The organism is Pseudomonas sp. RL (genome assembly GCF_000647775.1).
Classification (GTDB): Bacteria; Pseudomonadota; Gammaproteobacteria; order Pseudomonadales; family Pseudomonadaceae; genus Serpens; species Serpens flexibilis.
Genome location: NZ_JBOY01000136.1, coordinates 1 through 20,735, shown reverse-complemented (window position 1 = coordinate 20,735; position 20,735 = coordinate 1). Strand labels below are relative to the sequence as shown.

24 protein-coding genes and 1 pseudogene are annotated in these 20,735 nt (G+C 59.9%); 3 read left to right on the top strand and 22 right to left on the bottom strand.

Annotation, left to right across the window (positions count from 1 at the left end; translation table 11 throughout):
• Nucleotides 1–359: 359 nt before the first annotated feature.
• From AS93_RS0116535 to AS93_RS0116525, 4 genes are all read right to left on the bottom strand, one after another.
• Nucleotides 360–941 carry a hypothetical protein gene (locus AS93_RS0116535; protein ID WP_139326684.1) on the bottom strand — a complete coding sequence of 194 codons (582 nt, stop codon included), beginning with the start codon at nucleotides 939–941 and terminating at the stop codon, nucleotides 360–362.
• A 401-nt stretch (nucleotides 942–1,342) separates the two neighbouring features.
• A complete protein-coding gene (locus AS93_RS20740) occupies nucleotides 1,343–1,831 on the bottom strand; it encodes a hypothetical protein (protein WP_155956177.1) in 489 nt (162 codons plus the stop codon).
• Complete coding sequence (locus AS93_RS20735) at nucleotides 1,828–2,190, bottom strand: hypothetical protein (RefSeq protein ID WP_155956176.1); 363 nt, start codon at nucleotides 2,188–2,190, stop codon at nucleotides 1,828–1,830. Before AS93_RS20735 ends, AS93_RS20740 begins: the two co-directional genes overlap by 4 nt.
• A gap of 83 nt (nucleotides 2,191–2,273) precedes the next feature.
• Nucleotides 2,274–2,657, bottom strand: a complete 384-nt coding sequence (locus tag AS93_RS0116525) for a hypothetical protein (protein ID WP_051587518.1) — start codon at nucleotides 2,655–2,657, stop codon at nucleotides 2,274–2,276.
• 437 nt (nucleotides 2,658–3,094) lie between these two features.
• Between AS93_RS0116525 and AS93_RS0116520 the strand changes: the two genes are divergently transcribed.
• Complete coding sequence (locus AS93_RS0116520) at nucleotides 3,095–4,204, top strand: CapA family protein (RefSeq protein WP_027591624.1); 1,110 nt, start codon at nucleotides 3,095–3,097, stop codon at nucleotides 4,202–4,204.
• A 48-nt stretch (nucleotides 4,205–4,252) separates the two neighbouring features.
• Here the strand turns inward: AS93_RS0116520 and AS93_RS0116515 are convergent, their stop codons facing one another.
• The 13 genes from AS93_RS0116515 to dsbD form a co-directional block, all read right to left on the bottom strand.
• Entirely contained in the window at nucleotides 4,253–4,741 is a 489-nt protein-coding gene (locus tag AS93_RS0116515; RefSeq protein WP_027591623.1) for an ankyrin repeat domain-containing protein, read from the bottom strand.
• A 174-nt stretch (nucleotides 4,742–4,915) separates the two neighbouring features.
• Nucleotides 4,916–5,539: an N-methyl-D-aspartate receptor NMDAR2C subunit gene (locus AS93_RS0116510; RefSeq protein WP_027591622.1), complete on the bottom strand. Its 624-nt coding sequence runs from the start codon at nucleotides 5,537–5,539 to the stop codon at nucleotides 4,916–4,918.
• Between the two features lie 171 nt (nucleotides 5,540–5,710).
• Entirely contained in the window at nucleotides 5,711–6,025 is a 315-nt protein-coding gene (locus AS93_RS20730; RefSeq protein WP_155956175.1) for a hypothetical protein, read from the bottom strand.
• Nucleotides 6,026–6,127: 102 nt separating this feature from the next.
• Nucleotides 6,128–6,406, bottom strand: a complete 279-nt coding sequence (locus AS93_RS20410) for a hypothetical protein (RefSeq protein ID WP_218185756.1) — start codon at nucleotides 6,404–6,406, stop codon at nucleotides 6,128–6,130.
• A gap of 640 nt (nucleotides 6,407–7,046) precedes the next feature.
• Complete coding sequence (locus AS93_RS0116500) at nucleotides 7,047–8,561, bottom strand: transposase (protein ID WP_027591621.1); 1,515 nt, start codon at nucleotides 8,559–8,561, stop codon at nucleotides 7,047–7,049.
• Nucleotides 8,562–8,709: 148 nt separating this feature from the next.
• A complete protein-coding gene (locus AS93_RS20725) occupies nucleotides 8,710–8,970 on the bottom strand; it encodes a hypothetical protein (RefSeq protein WP_155956174.1) in 261 nt (86 codons plus the stop codon).
• Nucleotides 8,971–9,055: 85 nt separating this feature from the next.
• A complete protein-coding gene (locus AS93_RS20720; RefSeq protein ID WP_155956173.1) occupies nucleotides 9,056–9,268 on the bottom strand; it encodes a hypothetical protein in 213 nt (70 codons plus the stop codon).
• Between the two features lie 48 nt (nucleotides 9,269–9,316).
• The gene (locus tag AS93_RS20715) at nucleotides 9,317–10,462 is read right to left on the bottom strand and encodes a DUF3800 domain-containing protein (protein ID WP_155956172.1); all 1,146 of its coding nucleotides are present in this window, start codon (nucleotides 10,460–10,462) and stop codon (nucleotides 9,317–9,319) included.
• A gap of 132 nt (nucleotides 10,463–10,594) precedes the next feature.
• Nucleotides 10,595–11,113 carry a hypothetical protein gene (locus tag AS93_RS20710; protein WP_155956171.1) on the bottom strand — a complete coding sequence of 173 codons (519 nt, stop codon included), beginning with the start codon at nucleotides 11,111–11,113 and terminating at the stop codon, nucleotides 10,595–10,597.
• 110 nt (nucleotides 11,114–11,223) lie between these two features.
• Nucleotides 11,224–11,571: a hypothetical protein gene (locus AS93_RS20705; RefSeq protein ID WP_155956170.1), complete on the bottom strand. Its 348-nt coding sequence runs from the start codon at nucleotides 11,569–11,571 to the stop codon at nucleotides 11,224–11,226.
• Nucleotides 11,572–12,037: 466 nt separating this feature from the next.
• Nucleotides 12,038–12,808 carry a thiol:disulfide interchange protein DsbG gene (gene dsbG / locus AS93_RS0116490; RefSeq protein ID WP_027591620.1) on the bottom strand — a complete coding sequence of 257 codons (771 nt, stop codon included), beginning with the start codon at nucleotides 12,806–12,808 and terminating at the stop codon, nucleotides 12,038–12,040.
• 2 nt (nucleotides 12,809–12,810) lie between these two features.
• Nucleotides 12,811–13,647: a TlpA disulfide reductase family protein gene (locus AS93_RS0116485; protein WP_027591619.1), complete on the bottom strand. Its 837-nt coding sequence runs from the start codon at nucleotides 13,645–13,647 to the stop codon at nucleotides 12,811–12,813.
• On the bottom strand, nucleotides 13,644–15,440 hold the full coding sequence (dsbD, locus tag AS93_RS0116480; RefSeq protein ID WP_027591618.1) for a protein-disulfide reductase DsbD: 1,797 nt from the start codon (nucleotides 15,438–15,440) through the stop codon (nucleotides 13,644–13,646). Before dsbD ends, AS93_RS0116485 begins: the two co-directional genes overlap by 4 nt.
• Nucleotides 15,441–15,583: 143 nt before the next feature.
• Here dsbD and AS93_RS0116475 point away from each other — a divergent pair, with 143 nt between their 5' ends.
• Together AS93_RS0116475 and AS93_RS0116470 are read left to right on the top strand one after the other, a co-directional pair.
• Complete coding sequence (locus AS93_RS0116475) at nucleotides 15,584–16,252, top strand: response regulator (protein ID WP_027591617.1); 669 nt, start codon at nucleotides 15,584–15,586, stop codon at nucleotides 16,250–16,252.
• Complete coding sequence (locus tag AS93_RS0116470; RefSeq protein WP_027591616.1) at nucleotides 16,249–17,598, top strand: ATP-binding protein; 1,350 nt, start codon at nucleotides 16,249–16,251, stop codon at nucleotides 17,596–17,598. The genes AS93_RS0116475 and AS93_RS0116470 overlap by 4 nt, the downstream gene beginning before the upstream one ends.
• Nucleotides 17,599–17,610: 12 nt before the next feature.
• Here AS93_RS0116470 and AS93_RS19635 read toward each other — a convergent pair whose 3' ends face one another.
• The 5 genes and pseudogenes from AS93_RS19635 to AS93_RS19630 all read right to left on the bottom strand — a co-directional run.
• Nucleotides 17,611–18,033 (bottom strand): dihydrofolate reductase family protein, encoded by a 423-nt coding sequence (locus AS93_RS19635; protein ID WP_343203274.1) that lies wholly within the window; start codon nucleotides 18,031–18,033, stop codon nucleotides 17,611–17,613.
• 165 nt (nucleotides 18,034–18,198) lie between these two features.
• Nucleotides 18,199–18,966, bottom strand: a complete 768-nt coding sequence (gene hdhA, locus AS93_RS0116460) for a 7-alpha-hydroxysteroid dehydrogenase (protein ID WP_027591615.1) — start codon at nucleotides 18,964–18,966, stop codon at nucleotides 18,199–18,201.
• Nucleotides 18,967–19,113: 147 nt separating this feature from the next.
• Nucleotides 19,114–19,863, bottom strand: coding sequence for a CHAD domain-containing protein (locus AS93_RS0116455; protein WP_027591614.1), 750 nt, complete (start codon nucleotides 19,861–19,863; stop codon nucleotides 19,114–19,116).
• A gap of 184 nt (nucleotides 19,864–20,047) precedes the next feature.
• Nucleotides 20,048–20,479: an OsmC family protein gene (locus AS93_RS0116450; RefSeq protein WP_027591613.1), complete on the bottom strand. Its 432-nt coding sequence runs from the start codon at nucleotides 20,477–20,479 to the stop codon at nucleotides 20,048–20,050.
• An 18-nt stretch (nucleotides 20,480–20,497) separates the two neighbouring features.
• Nucleotides 20,498–20,735 (bottom strand): annotated as a pseudogene (locus AS93_RS19630) (MFS transporter); the annotation flags it as partial.

Genomic DNA, 20,735 nt, shown 5'->3' with positions numbered 1-20,735 from the left:
AGGTAGACCTTCTGGACCTTGGCGTCGGGACGCATCATGGATGGCGGGCTCCAATGGAAAATGGGGAGCGCAGCATCCTGAAGACGGCGGGTCATTTGTAGATGGGGTTTATGGAGCGCTTACCTGCGCTTTCAGGTGGGGGTGATCATCGGCGTGCGCTTCATGTACGGATTTACGCATCGCCGGGCCCATCGCCCTTGGCATGAGCGACGTACCGGCGTGGCGCTTCATTCTGTTCAACAGTTCACCTACTACATTGCGTCATATTGTCTGGGCAACGTTCGCCATAACCGGCAGCCAAAAGCGACGCGACGAAGGAGCGGCGCTTCTGGCTGTCCGAGTTCATGGCGTTGTTATGCCTATAAGTCGGAGGCGGCCTTCTTGGCGTTCTTTTGCCTGATGTCGTCCTCGATCAGCTCCTTCATTTTTCGTACTTCCTGCAGGGCAGGCGTAAATGTGTACGACAACGAAGTACTTTGCTGATTACCGAAGCCGAACGTGTTCCGATTCAGGACGATATCGACATTACCATCCCGATACTTGTAATCTTGCTGAAACCCCATACCCTGAGGAGATGCAGCACCATACTTCGTATCCAATGCATCTTTCAGCGTCTTAAAGGTTTCTCCGGTGTCGGACCAAGTTACGGAAATATCGTACAGCTTCTTGTCAGGAGCGAAGCTAAGCCACGCCTCGCGTACTGGACCAAACTTATTAAATCTCTCGAACGACCCGACTTTGATCATTGGCAAATCGCTGCCATACCCCTTGTAACCGTAATTGTCTTCAAATCGTGAACCCGCCTTCTTCAATGAGGCGATGACTTGATCTCGTGTCTGGTCCCCAAGCCCAAGACCAAGATACTCGGCGGCGTCAGCCGAACCCACGGAAGCCACCAGGAGCATACCCGCCGAAAATATAGTAACGACTCCAGATTTCACTCTATTTTCTCCTTTTCTGAGTTTTTTATTGCGCTACTTTGACCTTGACTCTCTCTGCTCCCCGACGTAAACACAGAAAGCGGAATTGTAGCCGTTAAACGTAACCGAGTAGTTGAAGTCACAGAAATGCGCTGGGTTTTTGGTTGCAACGATATCACCCTTCTTGCAAACGCCTCCCAGGCCCTCCACCAACGAGTCATTGTCCGCTCCGAGACACGCCTGCCCCGTTGGCGCTTGCTCGTAACAACCGGCAAGCGACATGGCAACCACGCCGATTAGGATGCTCTTCTTCATGGTTCTTCTCTACCTCCCTTGTTGGCATAACGATTAAGCTAACGGGCGGCCAAAAGCGCAGCTTTTGGACGTTCAGCGAACGAAGTGAGCGACAGTTGAGCGCATTGTTATACGCAAACCGCACTGTTCCTTACTTTTGTTTTTGTGTAGTTAACAGGCGGATATTCGCAATGATTTTGAAAATACCACCACAGCAATTGACCCTCAGCTAGTAAAATATTCTCTCCAAACTTTAAGAAGCTACATGTTGATATACTAATTGGGCCGTAATTTTCTATGATGTGCGAGAATTTTAGGGAGTTGGCCGGGGATGTTGCATGAAGCTTTGCGTGAGGGTGGTAGCGTTTGTAGAAGCTATGCTTTGTTTGGCCAATATAAATTATGTTGCTTTCGCCTTTCAGGCGGCTAATTTTTTTCTCGCAGCGAAATAGATAAACTATGTTTTTTGCTTCTTTTGCATGTTCCGAGTCGTACACCCTGCGAAAGCCTTCTTCAGATACGCAAGTTATCTTTTCAGGAAAAGGGATGAATAAATCTTCAATTGCGGTATAAAAATTTGTTTTGTCAATTACTGAAGTGATTTCTTGAATTGTCATTGCAGGATGGTGCTCTTTTTGATGTCTGCAAGAGCCTCTGCTTCACCGTCTTTAATCCATTCTATTGAGGCTAGCGACTCTTTAATTTTTACAATTCCTGAGCGTGAAAATTCTTGCTTGTGATTGCTGCGATAGATTATTAGCGAGTCCAGTAAATTTAGAAGAAAATCTTTGTAGCCCGATTCGTTAATTTTTTCTTGCGCTTCGTTGTTAAAAAACCATGATGCAAAATCTAGTCGATTTTCTCCGCCAATGGCTCCGAAATATATTTCGCCCGTAATTTTTACATCCGAAAGGCACTGCTTAGAAAGCTGGTTTAATCTTGTGCTTTCGTAATTTGTGTCGAAGAAATCGTTCAAATGGTGGCCTCTGCGCAACTTTTGAATTTGTATATAACGCTGAGTTAAGCCGACCGCTTTAGCGGGTCGGATTAAACGAATTGTTAGAACCCAGCTGCGTACTTACGCAGCATCTGGAACTCTCGCTCTCCAGCCTGCGCCCCCAAGAAGACGAGATCCTCTGTGATGCCATTTTCTGAAGCGATACCAACTACGAACTCTTGATCTGTTTGCAAGGAGAACGTCTTTGCGAAAGGTATGAGATCAGCTGCCTGAGCTTCACCAAAGTTTTCCAAAGGTAGGTTCACACCAAGGTCCCAGTCCGAGGCATCATCCGGACGCATGCTAGGTGCTCTCGGGTGCTGCATATTTACCAGAAGCGCTCCCACGCTTGACCACTTAGCAGCCAATTGCGTGAAGGCTGATATCAACACGGCTTCATAGGCTTCAAGGTCTGAACCATCTACATAGATGTATAAAGTTGGCATGGCGAGCTCTAACAGTGATTAGATGGAACCCATGCTAACGGATAACAGTGGATTCGGTATAACTCCGCTCGCCTTCTAACGCTTCCCGAGCGAAACCCCTTTCAAGCCAAGCCCTTACCCCTCCCCCACAGACCCACTCCGTATTCGCTTGCATTCCATATAACCCGCACCACCTTCTGGACAAAACGCAGGCAACCGCCAGCCCCGGTCGAAACACGGTTCCGGATAAATCGCAGCGAAATGGGTGAAACAAGAAGCGCAGCAAGACAGCAATCCTTTGCCAGCGGAGGGAATGGCCCGGAGGTTAGCCCGAGCGGTACGGGCGAAACAATGCGCGCAAAGTCGCAGGTTCGGTTCCGACTGTCCGCGCGCTACTGCGTCTGTGCCAAGCGGCGCCGGCCGTAGTCTCACTTCAATAACCCACGCGGAGATGCGCCATGACCCTGCGCCTGTTCCTGGCTGGCGATGTGATGCCGGCGCGCGGCATCGACCAGATCCTGCCGCATGCCGGCGACCCGCGCCTGTACGAACCCTGGATGAACGACGCCCGCGACTACGTGCGCCTGGCCGAGAGCAAGAACGGCCTGGTGCCGCGCCCGGTGGACTTCGCCTATGTGTGGGGCGTGGCGCTGGACATCCTGGCGCGGCAGCGCCCCGACCTGCGGCTGATCAATCTGGAATGCGCCGTCACCGCGCGCGGCCGGCCCGCAGCCAAGGGCATTCACTACCGCCTGCACCCGGGCAACCTGCCGCTGCTCGAGGCCGCCGCCATAGACGGCTGCGTGCTGGCCAACAACCACGTGCTGGACTGGGGCCCGGACGGCCTGCGCGACACCCTCACCCACCTGGAGCACCGCGCCCTGCGCCACGCCGGCGCCGGCCACGACCTGGCCGAAGCCGAGGCGCCGGCGATCTTTCCGCTGGAGGATGACCGGCGCCTGCTGCTGTTCGCCCGCGCCACCGACGACTGCGGCGTGCCGAGCGACTGGGCCGCCGGCGCCCGGCGCCCCGGCGTGGCGCGGCTGGCGGAACTGGACAACGTTCGCCTCGCGCACCTCGCCCACCAGGTGCAGGCCGCGCGCCAGCCCGGCGACCGGGTGCTGCTGTCGATCCACTGGGGCGGCAACTGGGGCTACATCGTCCCCGAGGAACAACGCCGCTTCGCCCACCGCCTGATCGACGAGGCCGGCGTCGATCTGGTCTACGGCCACTCCTCCCACCACCCCAAGGGCTTCGAGATCCATCACGGGCGGCTGATCCTCTACGGCTGCGGCGACCTGATCAACGACTACGAAGGCATCGAAGGCCACGAGGGCTTTCGCAGCGAGCTGACGCTGCTGTACTTCCCCGAACTCGACGATGAGGTCCGCCTGAGCCGCCTGCAACTGGCGCCCGTGCGCCTGCGCCACCTGCGGCTGGAAGCGCCGAGCGCGCACGACCGCCAATGGCTGCGCGACACCCTGGAACGGGAATGCGCCGAACTGGGCAATGTGGGGAAGCTGATCGAGGGCGATGCGGGGGTGTGGGAGTGGCGCGCAGAACCGTAGGGTAGGCAACGGCGCAGCCTTGCCTACCGATGGCTGAAGCGGAACCGTCTATTGGCGGTGGCTGAGAATCTCGACGATCTGCCTCCGGACGGGGCTCGAATCGATCTCGTACAGCAGCTGCGCGAACTCGAGGCTGTTGCGGCCATTCGCCCAGGGCCGAGCGCCGGTGATGATCAAGTCGGGCTCGCCCCCTGCCCGCAGCAGATACGCCAGCAGGTCCGGCTCGGCGGTCAGCACGGCCACGTTGAGGGGCGACACGCCCTGGCTGTCGGCCTCATGAATGGAACACCCATGCCCCAGGAACCGCTCGATCAGCCCCACGACCTCACGCTGGTCGATACCGACCAGATCGTAGGCCGACGCGGCGAGCGCAATGGCCGGCTCCTGCGCGCCCTGATGCTCGACCACACAAGCGCCATGGTCCGCAGCGGTCCTGATCGGCGTGAGCACGTCCGCCCTCGCTACGGTAGTCACGGAAGTCAGCAGGAGGGCCAGGGCAAACAACGAAGCGTTGCCTGACGGGCGTTTCATCTTCATAGGGAGGGGAGCCAGGGGGGAGTCTGGCCGCTATAGAACACAGCGAACGAAGCGAGTTCCAGCCTGCCTGCTGCAAGGAGACAAGCAGGTCACAGTCGGGTTTGGCAAAACGGGATGAAGGCGAAAGAACGGGGGGTTGGCCACGGGAAAGCCGGCGTAAAACGTCCCCGTCACTCAACCCGCGCCGCGCAGAACCGCAATAGCACCCGCCAGGTTCACGCGGGCCTGCGCCTCCAGCGCCTCGCGCAACGCCGGGGTTCTATAGAGCTGGGGGCGGCCTAGAAAACCCTCCAGAACCTCCGCCCGCTTCTGCCTGAACAGGGGCTCGGGCACCCACGCGTATTCCTCCCGGACCTGCCGCTCGAACGCCTGGAAACGCAAACGTTCCGCCCCCAGGATCGCCAGATCGATATCGACGAGCAGTTCCTGATCCCGCCCCTCAGGCAATACGGAATGGCGGGTAGCCAGGATGTGCTGGACGACTCTTTCAATGCGGGCTGCGGGCACGCCAGCATCAGAAAGCGCGCGAGCCGCCCACTCCGCGCTTCGCGCCTCGTTGTCATGGGCCATGACATCGTAGATTGCGTCATGGAACCAGAGCGCCATCTCAACCTCGTCCGGCTCGACCGCCAAACCGCGATGCTGCGACAGCAGCATCAGGCACTCCGAAAGGTGCTGGAGCGTGTGGTACTTGCGCTGCGGCTCCTGATAGGCGGAGACGAGTCGATGCATGAGCGCAACGCCATCGCCTTGCGCTTCGATGCCAGACCAGCAGCGGTTCCAGGATGATGTGAGCATGGGGTACTCGGGAGCTTGGCTAATTGAATAAATCAATGCGTGCCCTTATGGCTGGGAGGCTGACAGCAGGTTTTGCTACGGCCTTAACGCCCCGACGCAGCGGACCAATTTGTAGCGGGGAACGAGCGGGAACTATGTATGCCTGCCGCAAAGAACACGACATGATCTCTTTCACCACTTAAGCCCATGTTCATTGACATCCTCATCAACTCGGCGCCATTGACTTTGGTCAACAGCTTCTAAATCAACACCAGTGGCACGGTCCCAAAAAAATCCAGGCTCGATCTGCACTACGCGCTTAAGATATCCCCTACCTCCCACATCCTTCATTTGGAACTCAATTGTCACATCAGGGTCTTCGATACTTCTGTACAAAATAGTCTGCGTTTTGTATGGCGTAACCAGATTAATACCGCGCATTAGAACAAATGGGAAAATGGCCGCAGCTATAATCAGAAAAATTGCAAAGCCGAGAAAAACCCTCAAACTATCTCTCCTCATAACGAATAGCTAACCGGCAGCCGCTGCGCAGCAGTGGCTGCCCGATGGGGGCCCAATGGACCGGAACGAACTTGAGCGCCCTGTTAGTCATTTAACTACCCCACCTAGCCGCAAGTTGGCGAAGGGACGGCTAGCTGATAATAAGAAAAATGCAAAACACCACAAGGAAAACTGCAGACTTCTTGCTTTGCATTCCCCCTTTAAAAAACAACGCGAGAGATAAAAAACCGAAAGCACGAGAAAGAACATAAACAGACACGCCAGAAATAGTTCGATGATATCGGAGATACCATAAGGATCATCGGGTGCCTTGTACATGCCAGCATAGATGAAATCTCCAAATGCGAGCATGCCGATAACGTGCATTAAGCAAATGCTTCCGACCCATAGTGCAGCCTTAGTTCCTTTGCTCAATTCCACAATTGCCTAACGCTGAGCGCAGCTGCGTGCGCTGCGCAGCAGTGCACGTCGCCTGACGCGTATGGTTATGTTTACGACCTCGCCCATTCCGCCCATCCCTCAGACCTGTAAAGATACGGAATTTCAGGGATGTTCCTACCGTGGAGTACTTGCGGAACATGGCCCCACTTGCGTTCAAAAAATCGTACGGCAGCGGCCCGTTTTATGCGCCAGTAGCTTCTTGTCGGGCCTGGCCAGCTGCGTAATTCTTTGATGCAAATCCTTACAATAAAAGAGCGGAACTCGCTCCTTGGTATCGCCGGCCATTTGCAACTCTTGTAACGCAACGAGTGCCGCCTCCATTGAAACGGCTCAATCGTTTTTAGCCATTCACGATTTTTCAATGTTTACCCGGCCACAAGAACATAACGAAGCTGTAGAAAAACCCCAAAAACACCCATCCCTTCAGCGCTCACGGCACTTTTTTCAAGTGACCGAGCAAGTGTCGGGGCATGGGTTATCCGGGGTTGTTTACGTTGTGTGGACCGGCCGGTAGCCGAAATCGAGTCGCTGGAGCGCATCAAGGGCATTCTCTGAGGGTTCTGGCTCATGTCCAGGCTCCGCGATTGGCCAGTTTCTCGATGTTGTGCGTCATGCAGTAGAGCTTCCATTGCCCATCGACTTTATGCCGCCCGCGCAAGCTGAAGCGATCCAGACGCTTGTTGTGGCGCAGGTTGCCGAACACCGGTTCCACGGTCGCAAAGCGGCGGGTGATCATCGTGCGGCCGGCGTCACTGTCGATACGGCGGCGCATACGGACCAGGGCATCGTCCCGCTCGGTCTTCGGCAGGAAGAACGCCACCTGGCGCGCAGCAGTCTTTTCCGGTGTGCGCAGGCACTGCTTGCGTTGCAGGCAGCTCAGGCAGTCGCGCAGCGCGCCCTTGAACTTGATCGCCGGCTGGCCCTTGATCAGGCAGTGGCTGCCGTTGCCATAGAGCTGCTTGCCTGCCGGGCAGATGCAGGTCTTGTGCTGGGCATCGAAGTGGAAGTCGGCCGGGGTGTAGCAGCGGCTGCTGACCCGCTTCGGACGCTTGTCCCAGAGCGGGTCGGGCTTTGCGGTGTGGTGTTCCTGGCCGGCGTAGCGCGGGTCGCGCTTGCGGTAGCCGTTGTCGGGAATGAAGGCGGTAATGCCCGCAGCCTCCAGATGTTCCAGCGCCTGGCGGCTGTGGTAGCCGGCATCGGCGGTGTAGCAGGTGTCGGCACCGCGCAGCGCGTTTGTGGCGTCGATGACGGGTTCGAGCAGCGCCTGTTCCGAGCCGGTGCCGTGTGCCTGGGCGTCGACGATGATCTGCGCCTTCTCGTCCACGGCGGCGACACCGGTGTAGCCCTGGATCACGCCCTTGCCGGTGGCCATCTTGGCCGATTCGTTATCGGTGCGGTTGGACAGGTTGATACGCCCCTTGGCGCCCTTGCGATCCTCGGGGTGCTCGTTGAGCCAGGCGCGCAGCTGGCGGGCATCGGCCTGCAGGCGCTCCAGCCGGCGCGCCGCTCGTTGGGCCTCGTCCTCGGGCTGCTTGTCGCACTGGCGCTGGCATTCGATCATCGCCTGCGCTGCCTTTTCCATCTTCTCGGCATGGCGCAGGAAGTCGGCGCGGGTGCCGCTGCGCGACTTGCTGGCGTTGCTCGGCAGCTTGACCCCGTCGATGGCGAACATCTCCCGCCCGATCAGGCCCTGACGGTCACAGACCGCGAGTACCTGGGCAAACAGCTTGGCGGCCAGGTCGCCCATGCTCGAGACGAACTGGGCCAGCGTGGTGAAGTGCGGCTGGCTGTCGCCGGAGACGGCCATGAACAGCACATGGTCGCGGCAGGCGACCTCCATCTGGCGGCTGCTGATGATGCCGCGGCTGTAGGCCAGCAGGACGATTTTCAGGAGTACCGCCGGATCGTAGGCTGGAGCGCCTTCGATGCTGTTGCGGTAACGCGCGTGGAAGTCGGACAGGTCCAGTTCGTGATCGACCAGATAACACAGGGCGTGCTCGAACGTGCCGGGCAGCAGCTGCTTGTCGAAGTCGATGGGCAGAAGCTTGAGTCCCTTGTGAACGGTCTTGAACCGAGGCATCACCCTGCGCCTCCCTGCGATTTGAATGGGTGCGAGCGTATCAGTCGCTGAAGAGGCTGGCAGTAGGTTTTTCTACAGCCTCAACGTTTGGTTAAGGGGCCGGCTTTAGTCCGTCCCAGTGAGCGAAGCGAACGGTTTGAACCAATTGTTAGATTTTGCATGGTGAATTTTCAAACATTCTTTGAATTGTTTGAGTGTGCTCATTTTTGCTGGCTGAATAAAATATTTTTCTGTCCAAAAGAATTCGTTTCATTGAGATGTTTGAAATTAAGTGACCGGGTTTCACCTGAAGTGCAATAGCTTTTTCAATTGACTCACCAGTAATCTCTATTTCGTAAACTTCAATTTCCCCGTTTTCCTTTCGCTTTGAGCCTTTGTGAAGGAAATGTATTTTCAGCTCTTTAATCATATGGAATACCCAACGATTGAGATAGCTGGCGGTCAAAAACGCAGCTATTACTGACCAGCAAAGGAAGCGAGGGAAAGTTGACGCATTATGAGTTCTTCAATAAACCTTCTACCAGTTTCACCGCCTGCAAGGTTTCAGATGGAAAATAACTATTGTCTCGGATGTTTGCGTACATTTCCTGGAGGCTCTGCTCAAATGCGGGAATAAACTCTGGGTTTGTCTTTCCTATGGTTTGCACGAGACAGGCTGTCAAAACTGCGATTGTTTGAGCTGCTTGGTCTGGAAGAGGGCTGGACATACGTATTTCTCCGAATTGAAAAATCTAACGCTTCAAACACCGGTGCAGCTATGCTGCATCCGCGTGATTTGACTTGTTATATTCTCCGAACATGAATCGTTTATGCTTCTCATGCTCACCCATTGACATGACGTAAAAGAGAAATTCCTTATTTTTCTCATCTGATTTTGAGATCAGATTGGATATTAGCTGCAAGCAATGTCGCTGGGATCTTGTTAATGATGATTTAACTGAATCTAAATCACTTATTTTTAGATTATTGATGAACGTGAAATAGTTTTTAAACAGACCGCATAACACATCTGAAACTTGCACCTCAAGATATGATTTCGAATCAACAAATTGATAATTCACATCAGCAAGCTCTTTATCAAAGCTTTCATATCGTTCGAAGCATTTTTGAATTTCAAACTCATTGTCTAATACATGCTTTGATGTACCAAAGAGCTTTACTCTTTGGTTATAAAATATCGAAAAACCATCAATCAACGACCCCGCATCATGATCATAAACAAAAGAATACTCTTCAATATTCCGACACATATCGAATAGCTTAGAAAGACTCAACAAGCTAAACGAGGTTCGTTTGTCTATAATCTTTCTCGCTCTTGCCTCTGGTCTAGAGTATTTTTTTGCCAACTTATTTAAGCCTTTATTAAAGGCTGGTGCGTCTTTAGGTTCGATCTTTGGATAACCATAATTTGATAGCAAGCTAAGGAAGTTGGCTTTATCCTTTTTCATAAGCTCATAAAGTGCATCTTTATGATAATCAAGATAAGGTCGCTTTCCTCCAGCACGCGAATAGTCCAAACCGCCATACTTATCTACATGCTCACAACAATCATCAATAATATCTACTAATGACCAATACTCCATATTGATATTGTCATAATGAATAAAGTAATCGCTTTCAAGCAACCATTCTAAAATAATAACCAGTTTGTCAGATTTAAGATTGTCTAAGAAACCACCTTTCGCAACTTGTTTAAATTTCAATTCTTTTGCGGTAGGCGGCAGTTTGAGAGAATCTATAAGCTCTTTAATATCACTTTCTGCAATATTATCTTCGCGCACTACTCCAGCGAGAACAAAGCAGGGCGATGGATTAGAGTGTGAATCGGTATTAAAGCTTCTTCCTTTGAGATAAAGCTTTCGAATATTGTTGGATTCGTCATAAAAGAACGTATAACTCATTCACCAAACTCCCTGGAGAATATAACGCCGCGCTCAGCCGCGGCTAACTTTGTGCGCTTTATGCGCGAAAATGGGAGCGACACCGACCGCGCAGAAAGCGCACAAAGTTAGCCGTCGGCCTGTAGCGCCTTGTTATGTGCTGGACTCGTTTAAAGACACCAAAATATACCCACGCATAGTAGCGCCCCAAATCGTTTTTCCGGCAGAGGACTTACTGCTGCTTGCCAAACTTTTTTCTTCTAGCTCTTGAAGCACTCCAGCAAGCTTTGAACTTTCAAATTTAGTTTCACTTTCAAGGCCTCTCATGGTTCGCCATGAGTATTTGCTATTTGTTAGTGCTTTCAGGACTTTAAGTGAATCTGAGCCAAGATCAAATTCTTCTGCTATTTTTGGCGCAGATTTTTCTTCTGGTTCGGTTTCCTTGGATTTTATAGGTTCTATATCTTTCTCTAATTTATCTATTCTCTCTCTAGTTTTTGCAGAGAACCCCGCACCACTAAATTCAGCAAAAGATTCGAGATTGAGAAAAGCCAGTGATAGAGCGCCAGCGATTATAAATCCAGCGAGCTCGGCAGGCATGCCAAGAATTGCAAGATAAAAGCACAGTCCGGCATAAATAAATACAGCCAATTTTGAGATAAAATTATTCATAATTTCCTCTCGGAAGCACATAACGATTAAGCTAACGGGCAGACAAAAGCGCAGCTTTTGGCTGTCCAGCGAACAAAGTGAGCGGCAGTTGAGCGCATTGTTAGACACTCCTAGAAGCAGAAGCCGTTACTTTGATTTATTTTCCACTCCCTGCCTTCTTGATCCCTTACGCTTGTTGAAAAGGCCGGGACGCTACCTAGGGCGCTCGAAGGGAGTTCTAGGATGCTTGCCTGATCGTTACTCCAGAACACAACGGCATAGGTAGAAAATGCTCTAAAGCGAGTGTAGTTGCCAGTGGCAGAGCTTAAGTCTGAGCCGCTCATGATTTTTGCTTCAACTGAATAGCTGGGGGACCACCCATACTCTTTCTTATATTTCAGGCACACCGGTTCTTGGGATGAGGCATGCACTGCTTCAGACAGGAGAAAGCCCAAGGCGATTAGCAGGAGTTTGTGCATGGTTTCTCCTCGTGTGTCTAACAGTGACTAGATGGAATCCACGCCAACGAATAACAGTGGATTCGGTATAACTCCGCATTCGATCCTCCCCGCACGGAGACGATCCCCTTCTCAATAAAACACTTACCGCTCCCCTTCCGCACCACCCCGTATTCGCGTGCATTCGATATAACCCGCACCCTGCCCCACGCGCGCGCAGGCGCCAGCCCTGTCGCGGGACGGTTCTCGAACAAAGGAAGGGCGATGGGTGGAGCACGGGGCGCAGCAAGACAGCAATCCTTTGCCAGCGGAGGGAATGGGCCGGAGGTTAGCGCGGGTGGTGCGGGCGAAACAATCCTTGAAAGGTCGCAGGTCCGGATTGATCGTTCGGGCCTGGCCTGTATTCAGCACCACCCAGCTCCAGCGCGTAACGCCGTTCGGCCATGCGGCCCTCTTCCATCGTGGAAGCGGGCCGCATGGATTGGCCTCAGCGTGGCCCCATGATCTCGGCCAGCGCGGCCGGCTGCGGCATGCCGTTGTACTTCTGGACCAGGCCTTCGCTGTCGCGCACCAGGATCGCAGGAGTGCCGCGGAAGCCCAGGCTCATCATCAGCATCTGGTTGTCCTCCAGCGCCGTGCGCGCCTCGTCGGAGGTGCGCTTGGCCGGGGTGATTCCGCCCCGGCCGAAGGCCTGCTCGTTCTGCTGCAGAGCCGCGGACGGATCGGCCGCGTCGAGAATCGCCGCCGCCTTGGCCTGGCTGTCCGCCTTGAGAATGCCCACCATGACGTGCCGCAACTGAACCTTGCCGGTGTCCACCCAGGGTCGGGCCGCCTTCCAGAAGCGGTTGCAGAACGGGCAGTTGGGGTCGCTGAAGGTGTACACCACGCGCGGCGCGTCGGCGCTGCCGTCCTGTACCCAGGTCGCGGCCTCCAGTTGGGCCCAGACCTTGTCACTGATGGGTTTGGCCACCAGGCGTTGCAGCGTCGCCTCATCGAGCGCGGCGCCGTTGGCATCCAGGCGCGTGCCGACGATGACGTTGCCATCGCCCGTCAGATACACCGCGACGGGGCGGTCGCCCGCGGCCGCGGCAAACGCCCGCAGGCCGCCACCCACGTCGAATTCCTGGGCAATGGTCAGCCCCTGTCGTTCCAGCATCTGCAGCGCTGCGGGCCGGTCATCGGCATGCGCCGGCAGAAGCGCCATCGCCAGCAGGGTTGCGGAGAAGAGGCTCGGGAAGCGCGAACGCGGTACAAACATGGTCACTCCTTGGCGGTATTGATCGTGAGGGGCTGGAAATGGCGTGACAGGGTGTCCCGCAGGCTCGCCCGGGTGAGTTCACCCACGTGCGAGTCCACGAGCCGGCCCTGGGCATCGAAGAACAGGGTGGTGGGCAGGCCGCGCGCGCCCATGTCCCGCATGAGGCGGCCGGCGGGATCGAGCAGGTTTTCCTGGAAGGTCAGGTGCTCGCGCGCCAGGAAGTCGCGGGCCTGGGCAGCACTTTCCCCCTGGTTGACCATGACGATGGCGATGCCGGGGTAATGGGACTGAGCCTGCTCCAGCACCGGCATTTCGCGACGACAAGGTGGGCACCAGCTGGCCCACAGGTTGACCACCACCGGCCGCCCTGTGTACTCGCTGAGTACCACGGGGTCCGCATCGAGGCGGTTCAACTGCAGCTCGGGCAAGGGTGGCGCCACCGCGAGCTGGATCAGGCCGAGCACGCCTGTGGCGGCAGACCAACTGAGCACGCCGGCGGCGCTGCCCACCAGCAGCGGGCGGCGTAGCAGGGGCATCGTTCGGGTTCGCCACCAGGCGAATGCCACACCGCCGAGCACCCCGCTCCCCCCGGAAAAGCCGCCATCGCCGATGGCGATCATCGACAGCGGCGACGCCGCGTAGTCGCTCCACCACTGCAGGATGTAGCCAAGCCGCGCGGCCACCAGGCCCCAGAACACGGCGTCGAGCAGCAGGCCGCCGGCCTGCCGGGCGGGTGTGTCGGGCAGTCGCTGCGCGACCTTGCGCGTTATTACCCAGGCCAACAACACGGCGACGATGAGGATGACCACCTGGATCGAAAAAGGGCCCGCGCTGATCATCGGATGCCCGCCGCCAGCAGTTGATTCAGGAAGTCGCGGGCGCTGACCTCGCCCACCACACGCAACGCGCGGCGCTCCTGGCCATCCGGGCCGACCAGAATCAGCGTCGGCGGCCCCATGACGCCCCAGTGTTTGAGCAGGGCCTGATCCGTCGCGTCATTGCGCGTCACGTCGGGTCGCAGCACCTGCAGGGTGGCCAGCCGCGCCGCGACGGCGGGATCGCCGAAGACGTTTCGCTCGATCACATGGCAGCTCACGCACCAGTCCGCGTAAAAGTCGATCAGCGTCCACTGGCCACGGGCGGCGGCCTCCGCCAGGCGCGCGTCCACGTCCTCGATGGATTTGGCCGCAACGTAGTTCACGCGCGCGGCCGCCGACGCCGTCTCGACCCCTCGCAGGTGCGTGAGCGGCTGGAGCACCGAGTCGCCTCCCGAGGCCGCGCCCACCAGCATGAGCACCGACCACACGCCGGAAATGGCCGCGCCCACCCGTACCGTCCAGGCCAGGCGCTGGCGCGCGGCCAGACTCTGCGCCCAGGCAATCAGTCCGATCGCCACGGACAGCGCCCAGAAGCCCCACAGGGCCAGGCTGATCGTGGCGGGCAGGAAGCGCGCCAGCATCATGAGCGCCATGCCGACCATCAGGTAGCCGAAGGCGATGCGAATCCGTTCCATCCAGGGGCCGGGGCGCGGCAGGACCCGGGCACCGAACAGCGCTATCGCCAGCAGGGGCAGTCCCATGCCCAGACCGAGCGCGAACAGCACCAGCCCACCATAGAGGGCGCTGCCGGTCTGCCCGATATACAGCAGCGCTCCGGCCAGCGGCGCGGTCATGCAGGGGCCGACCAGCAGCGCCGACAGAACGCCCAGCACCGCGGCGCCACCCAGGCTACCGCCCTTCCCTGCGCCCGAGGACGAAAGGCGCTCCACCAGAACGCTCGGCAGGCGCAGCTCGAACAGGCCGAACAGCGAGCTGGCCAGAAGCAGAAACACGGCGGCGAAGGCCCCCAGCAGCCAGGGCGATTGCAGCGCGGCCTGGAGATTGGCGCCGGCCAGACCGGCCATGACACCAACCACCGCATAGGCCGCCGCCATCGCCAGTACATAGGCAAGGGACAGACCCAGGGCCCGTCGAGGGGCGGCCTGGCTGCCGACAACCATGGACGACACGATCGGGATCATCGGCAACGTACAGGGGGTGAAGGCCAGCAGCAGACCGAAGCCGAAGAACAGCAACGTCCCGGCGACGGGCCCCAGCGCTGCGAGCTGGCGCGCGGCCGCTTCATCCTCCGCCAGGGCGGCGGTTGGCGGGACGGGCGATGCCTGCGGCGTCACGCCGGCCCCTGCTGCGGCACCCGCCGGCAGCGCCACGCTGAGCGTCTGCGGCGGATAGCAGATACCGTCCTCGGCACATCCCTGCCAGTGCAGCGTCAGCGGCCCGGCGGTCGCGGCGGGGAAGCGCAACTGCAGGGTATCCCCGGTGTAGATTTCGGTATCGCCGAAGAACTCGTCGTGCTTGGGCGCGCCCGCGGGCAGGTCCAGGGGGATATCGCCACCCTGGGCATCGACCAGGCGGATGGCATGCCGGTAGAGGTAGTAACCCTCGGCAACCAGACCGGCGGCCGTGAGCGCGTCGCCCTCCTGCCGGACCGGCGCCAGCGTAAAGACCTGGTCTGCATCCAGGAACTGAGGAGCGCGCTTGTCCCAGGCGAACAGGCCACCACTTGCCCAGACGCTGCCGATGCTGGCGCAGCACAACAGGAACACCGCGAGAACGCTTCGATACCGGGACACTATCCGAATCCTCCTGAACAAGGTCGGGAGGATCATGCGTGCGTTCGATTAAACGAAACTAAAGCGGCCGCCGAGCCGAGTCGCTAACACCCCGGGACTCGGTGGCTTACCATGCCGCCTGGTCCAGAGGAGGTGAAACCCGGATGCGTGTGTTGTTGGTGGAAGATGACGAGCTGATCGGCAAGGGCATCGTGGCGGGGCTGAGCAAGCACGGCATCGGCGCGCATCACGTACGCACCGCGCAGGCGGCGGAGACCGCGCACCTGGAAGAAACCTTTCATGCGCTGGTGCTCGATCTGGGCCTTCCCGACCGCGACGGAATGGAACTGATGGCCACGCTGCGCGCTGTCGACCCCCACCTGCCGGTGCTGATCCTTACCGCCCGTGATGCCATCGAGCATCGGCTGAAGGGGCTGCACGAGGGCGCCGACGACTATCTGGTCAAGCCGTTCGATCTGCGGGAACTGGCCGCCCGCCTGCACGCCCTGGTCCGACGCACCCAGGGACGCGCCGCGCAAGTCGTCGCGGCCGGCCCGCTGCGCCTGGAACCCGCGAGCGGTCTTGCCTGGCTGCACGGCGAATCCGTTGCCCTGTCACGCCGCGAGATCGATCTGCTGACGCACCTGGCCGATGCCGACGGTCGCTGGGTCACGCCGCAGGTGCTGAATGAGCGCCTGTTCGGACTGGGCGAGGAGATCGGCAGCAATGCCCTGAATGTTCACATCCACAACATCCGCCGCAAGCTGGGGAGCGCAGCAATCGAGACCGCGCGTGGCCTGGGCTATCGCCTTGGCTGGAGACCCTCCCCATGAGCCTGCGCCTGCGCGCCGTTCTGATCACCGGCATCGCACTGGTGCTGCTCTGGGGCGCCGCCGCAGGCTGGATGCTGCGCGGCGCCGAAGCCAACCTGGAGCGCACCCTCGACGGTCGGCTCGCCATGTCGGCCCGCATGGTGGCGGGTCTGCTGGAACGAACGGCGCTGTCCCCTCATTCCACGCCTGCCGATTTCGCCGATGCGGTTCAGGTCGGTGGCGGCGAGGGGATCGAGTGCGAGATACGCACGCTGCGCGGGGAGATCCTGGCCCGCACCACCTCTGGCGCGCATCGCGGATTCGACGCCCTTCCCGCGGGGTTCACTACCCGCGATGTGCAAGGCGAGCAATGGCGCATTTATGTCTTGAACGCTGGCGGCTACCAGATCACGACGGCGGATCGCCTGGACCAGCGAACCCAGTTGATCAAGGACCTGCTGTCCGCAGTGGGCGTGCCCTTCCTGGTTGCCCTCTTCGGCGGACTGGTCGCGCTCTGGATCGGCATCGGCCGGGGGCTGTCGCCGTTGAACGGGCTGCGCCAGCAGTTGCGCGCCCGGCAGATCGACGACACCACGCCGCTGGCCGTGGCCCATGCGCCCGCGGAGCTGCGAACCGTGCTGGACGCCATGAACGGGCTGCTCGAGCGGCTGTCCCGGACCTTATCCAGCCAACGGGCCTTTACCGATGCCGCGGCGCACGAGCTGCGCACGCCGCTGACGGTGATCGACACGCACCTGCAGGTCGCCCGGCTCTCCGAAGGTGCCGACGCCCAGGCCTCGCTCAGCAATGCGGAAGAAGGCGTGAAGCGCCTGCGACACACCCTGGATCAGATGGCGATCCTGGCGCGCACCGAAGCCCCCGTCGCGCCGGCGGACCGCTGCGAGTCGGTGCTCGAGTCTGTCACTGGCGTGATCATGCAGATCGACCACACCGCGCCCGGCCGCCTACGACTGTCCACGACCGGCACGGATGCAGCCGCGCCCATGCCCCGCTCCATGCTGGAAACCGCGGTGCGCAACCTGGTGGACAACGCCATGCGCTATTCCCCGCACGCCATCGAGGTCGACGTGCACGTCGAGCACGCGCATCACCGTTGTCGCATCGACATCGCCGATCGCGGCCCCGGTTTGAGCCCGGAACAGGTGGCACAGATCGGCCGCCGCTTCTGGCGGGGCGATCAGGGCCGCCAACGCCAGGACGGCGCCGGCCTGGGCATCTCGATCGTTCGCGCCATCCTGGAACGGTTTGGCGGCACCCTGAACCTGAAGCCGCGCCCGGATGGCGGCCTGGTTGCGGAGCTGGTCGTTCCGTTGGCGAGCGATGCACAAGGATGTACGAGTCGGTAGCAAGGAACGCGCTTATTCAGCGCCGCCCTTCTCCACCGCGTAACGCAGTTCGGCCATGCCGGCGCCGATCTGGCGAACGGAAAGCAGGCGCAGGACCGGGCTCAGTACGCGACGCGGAAACAGCGGCTTGCCATGGCCGAGGGTGACGGAGCCGATCTGGATGATCAGTTCGTCCAGCAGGCCGGCGTCGTAGAACTGGCCGGCAAGTTCGCCGCCGCCGACGATCCAGAGGTTGCGGGTGCCGGCGGCGGCGCGCATCTGGGCGTGCGCCGGACGCACGTCGCCGTGCACGAAGCGGATGTCCGCGCCTTCGATGGTCGGCAGCGTGCGGTGGGTGAAGACCCAGGCCGGTTGCGTGTAGGGCCAGGGCGAGCCGGTTTCAGCGGTGACCGCGTCGGCATTGCGCAGCAGCCACTCATAGGTGGCCGCGCCCATGGCCAGCGCGCCGACCTCGGCAATGAATGCCGGGTAGCTGGAGTCGTCGAGATCGCCCAGGGGGAACAGCCAGTCCAGGGAGTCGTCCTCGGTGGCGATGAAGCCGTCCAGGCTGGCGGCGGCGAAGTATTAGGTCTTCATGATCAGCACGTCTCGCAGGGTGGGTCAGTCCAGCTCCTGCACGCCGCCGCCGGAGACGGTGAGGATCTGGCCGCTGATCCAGGCCGCCGCCGGCGAGCAGAGGAACAACGCGGCGTTGGCCATGTCCTGCGGTTCGCCGAGCCGCTGGATCGGTGTGTGCGCCAGCATGCGGCGCTGGATGTCTTCGGTGAGCACGCTTTTCAGCGCATCGGTAAGGGTCGCGCCGGGGGCGATGCCGTTGACGCGGATACCGCGCGGCCCCAGGTCGAAGGCGATGTTGCGGACCAGGTGGTTGGCCGCCGCCTTGGAAGAGCCGTAGGAGGCCATGCGCTGGTTGCGGTTGTCGCCGGCCATCGAGGAGATCGCCAGCATCGCCCCGCCGCCGGCGCGCTCCATGTGCGGCGCCGCCAGCTGGGCCAGGCGGAACAGCGAGAACACGTTCAGTTCGTAGGCGCGGCGGAAATCGGCCATCGGCATGTCGAAGGGCTTCGGACCGCCGCCACCGGCATTGCTGACCAGCAGCGTGAGCGAGCCGAAGGTGGCCACGCAGCGCTCGACCAGTTGTTCGAGCTGGGCCTCGTCAGTGATATCGCACCCGTGGGCGGCAGCCTGACCGCCGGCGGCGATGATCTCGTCACGCACCGCCTCGGCGGCCGCCACCGAAAGGTCGCTGACCAGCACCGCCGCGCCAGCGGCGGCGAACGTTTGCGCGATGGCCCGGCCGATGCCCGCGCCGGCGCCTGTGACGACCGCAACCTGACCATCAAGACGAAAATCTTCGGGGCGATACATGGTGCTCTCCTGGGATGAGGTGTGCCGGGAGTATACGGGAGACGGGCTGCGGCTCATCGCAGCAATTGCGAGGGCATTGCGAGGGCGTTGTTGATGGCTGCTTCGCGCGCCGCCCCAGCGCGGGCTCACCGCCGGCCCGTTCCGCTCTTATGTGAACACGTCCAGCAACGGTTGCAGCGCACGATCCGCACGGCGTTCGGCCGCGATCTGGGCACGGCGCCAGGTTTCGCAATACGGCTGCAGGTCGCGCTCGGTTTCGGCGCGGTGCAGCCATTGCAGGTGGTCGTGCCAGTCGCCGAGGGCGGCCTGGGCGGCTTTCAACTGGCGGGCGGCGGTTTTCGGCAGTGCGGCGAGGACCGGGTAGGCTTCGGCGGCGTAGCGCACGCGCTTGATCAGCACGCGCAGGCGGTGGCGGTCGTGCTCGGGGTCGCGCAGGGCCAGGCCGAGGCGCCGTTGCTGGCGGGCCAGGCGCTTGCGGATGTACGGCGCCAGGTCGCCCAGTTCGTCGTGCCATACCGCCAGGCGCAGGGTGGCGGGCCAGGCATCCAGGGTTTGCAGCAGCAGGGCCAGTTCAGGACCGGCCAGAAGGCTGTCGTAGCCACGTTCCAGGGCCTTGCGGCGGCTGGAAAGACGGGTATGGCCGCGCCGGCGCAGTTCTTCCAGCAGGACTTCGCTGTCGCGCAGCGGGGTGCTCTTCTGGCCGAAGGCGGCTGCGGCGGCTTCGAGGGCGGCGAACGGCGTCAGGCTGCGCAGCGGTCGTAACAGACTGCGCAGGCGACGCACGGCGACGCGCATGTCGTGCAGCGCCTCGCTATCGGTGCGGGCCCGCAGGCGGGCGGCGCCAGACTGCAGGGCGATGTGCTGGCGGGTCACGTGCTCGATCAGGGTGGTGATCATGCGGGCTCTCCTGAGCGTCGGCGGCATCCGCAGGGTAGCCCGCCCGGCGCCGGGCGGGAACGACGGGGTTGGCGTTTTGCCCGCCGGGGCCAACGCGGCCTCTTGTACAGCCTTCATCGTTCAGAGACCTGTCGCGTTGAGTCGCGCCCCAACATACCCTCAGAGGGTATATCAGGTGCCGCCCCTACTCCTGGACCGAGCCGCGCCGCAGGACGCCGCTCAGTTCGGTACCGGGGGCGACGGTGTTGAAAACCGTGCCGTACTTCCGGACGTTTTCGTGCAACAGGTCGAGGCGCCGGTCCGGCTCGTCGGTGTCGACGATGATCTCGTAGTGGATCGACTCCATCCTCGGCGGCACATCCTGGCGCACCCCGTCGATGCGCACTTCCACGCCGCGCAAGGAAAACTTCAGGATCGGCACGACCCGCTCGATGCCCTTGATCATGCAGGCCGACAACGCGGCGAGCAGCAGCTCGGCCGGGTTGAAGGCGTCACGCCGCCCGGCCAGGTCAGTGTCCAACTGAATGCGGGCGTCCTTGCACTGCGCTTCGCTGCCGTGGGCATCCTGGCGAATGGAGCGCACCTGGAAGGTCATCTTGGTCTTGGTCTCAGTCATCACGGTCTCCCTGCATCGTCAGGTTCTGGCCGCCGCGCCATGGCGCGGCAAGCCGATGGAAATCAGCGCCGCCAGCAGCAGGCCGCCGATCAGCACCGCCTGCGCCAGCAGCGCGCTGTGCAGGCCCAGGGCGATGGCGGCGCGGCCGTCGGGAACCCGGCCGCTGCGCTTGCCGGTGAAATACGGGGCAACGGATTGCACCATGCCGTAGCCGATCACCCAGCTGGCCAGGAAGCCGCCGACCTGCCAGAAGTCC

Bases quoted from the DNA above. Each gene is read 5' to 3' on its own strand.
- AS93_RS0116470 (WP_027591616.1), top strand. From the start codon at position 16,249: ATGAGCCTGCGCCTGCGCGCCGTTCTGATCACCGGCATCGCACTGGTG.
- AS93_RS0116525 (WP_051587518.1), bottom strand. From the start codon at position 2,657: ATGCCAACTTTATACATCTATGTAGATGGTTCAGACCTTGAAGCCTAT.
- AS93_RS0116510 (WP_027591622.1), bottom strand. From the start codon at position 5,539: ATGCTCACATCATCCTGGAACCGCTGCTGGTCTGGCATCGAAGCGCAA.
- AS93_RS0116485 (WP_027591619.1), bottom strand. From the start codon at position 13,647: ATGATCAGCGCGGGCCCTTTTTCGATCCAGGTGGTCATCCTCATCGTC.
- AS93_RS20705 (WP_155956170.1), bottom strand. From the start codon at position 11,571: ATGCACAAACTCCTGCTAATCGCCTTGGGCTTTCTCCTGTCTGAAGCA.
- AS93_RS20740 (WP_155956177.1), bottom strand. From the start codon at position 1,831: ATGACAATTCAAGAAATCACTTCAGTAATTGACAAAACAAATTTTTAT.
- AS93_RS0116455 (WP_027591614.1), bottom strand. From the start codon at position 19,863: ATGATCACCACCCTGATCGAGCACGTGACCCGCCAGCACATCGCCCTG.
- AS93_RS0116475 (WP_027591617.1), top strand. From the start codon at position 15,584: ATGCGTGTGTTGTTGGTGGAAGATGACGAGCTGATCGGCAAGGGCATC.
- AS93_RS20725 (WP_155956174.1), bottom strand. From the start codon at position 8,970: ATGATTAAAGAGCTGAAAATACATTTCCTTCACAAAGGCTCAAAGCGA.
- dsbG (WP_027591620.1), bottom strand. From the start codon at position 12,808: ATGTTTGTACCGCGTTCGCGCTTCCCGAGCCTCTTCTCCGCAACCCTG.
- AS93_RS20720 (WP_155956173.1), bottom strand. From the start codon at position 9,268: ATGTCCAGCCCTCTTCCAGACCAAGCAGCTCAAACAATCGCAGTTTTG.
- AS93_RS19635 (WP_343203274.1), bottom strand. From the start codon at position 18,033: ATGGGCGCGGCCACCTATGAGTGGCTGCTGCGCAATGCCGACGCGGTC.
- AS93_RS20410 (WP_218185756.1), bottom strand. From the start codon at position 6,406: ATGCACGTTATCGGCATGCTCGCATTTGGAGATTTCATCTATGCTGGC.
- AS93_RS20715 (WP_155956172.1), bottom strand. From the start codon at position 10,462: ATGAGTTATACGTTCTTTTATGACGAATCCAACAATATTCGAAAGCTT.
- AS93_RS0116515 (WP_027591623.1), bottom strand. From the start codon at position 4,741: ATGAAGATGAAACGCCCGTCAGGCAACGCTTCGTTGTTTGCCCTGGCC.
- AS93_RS20710 (WP_155956171.1), bottom strand. From the start codon at position 11,113: ATGAATAATTTTATCTCAAAATTGGCTGTATTTATTTATGCCGGACTG.
- AS93_RS0116500 (WP_027591621.1), bottom strand. From the start codon at position 8,561: ATGCCTCGGTTCAAGACCGTTCACAAGGGACTCAAGCTTCTGCCCATC.
- hdhA (WP_027591615.1), bottom strand. From the start codon at position 18,966: ATGTATCGCCCCGAAGATTTTCGTCTTGATGGTCAGGTTGCGGTCGTC.
- AS93_RS0116450 (WP_027591613.1), bottom strand. From the start codon at position 20,479: ATGACTGAGACCAAGACCAAGATGACCTTCCAGGTGCGCTCCATTCGC.
- AS93_RS0116520 (WP_027591624.1), top strand. From the start codon at position 3,095: ATGACCCTGCGCCTGTTCCTGGCTGGCGATGTGATGCCGGCGCGCGGC.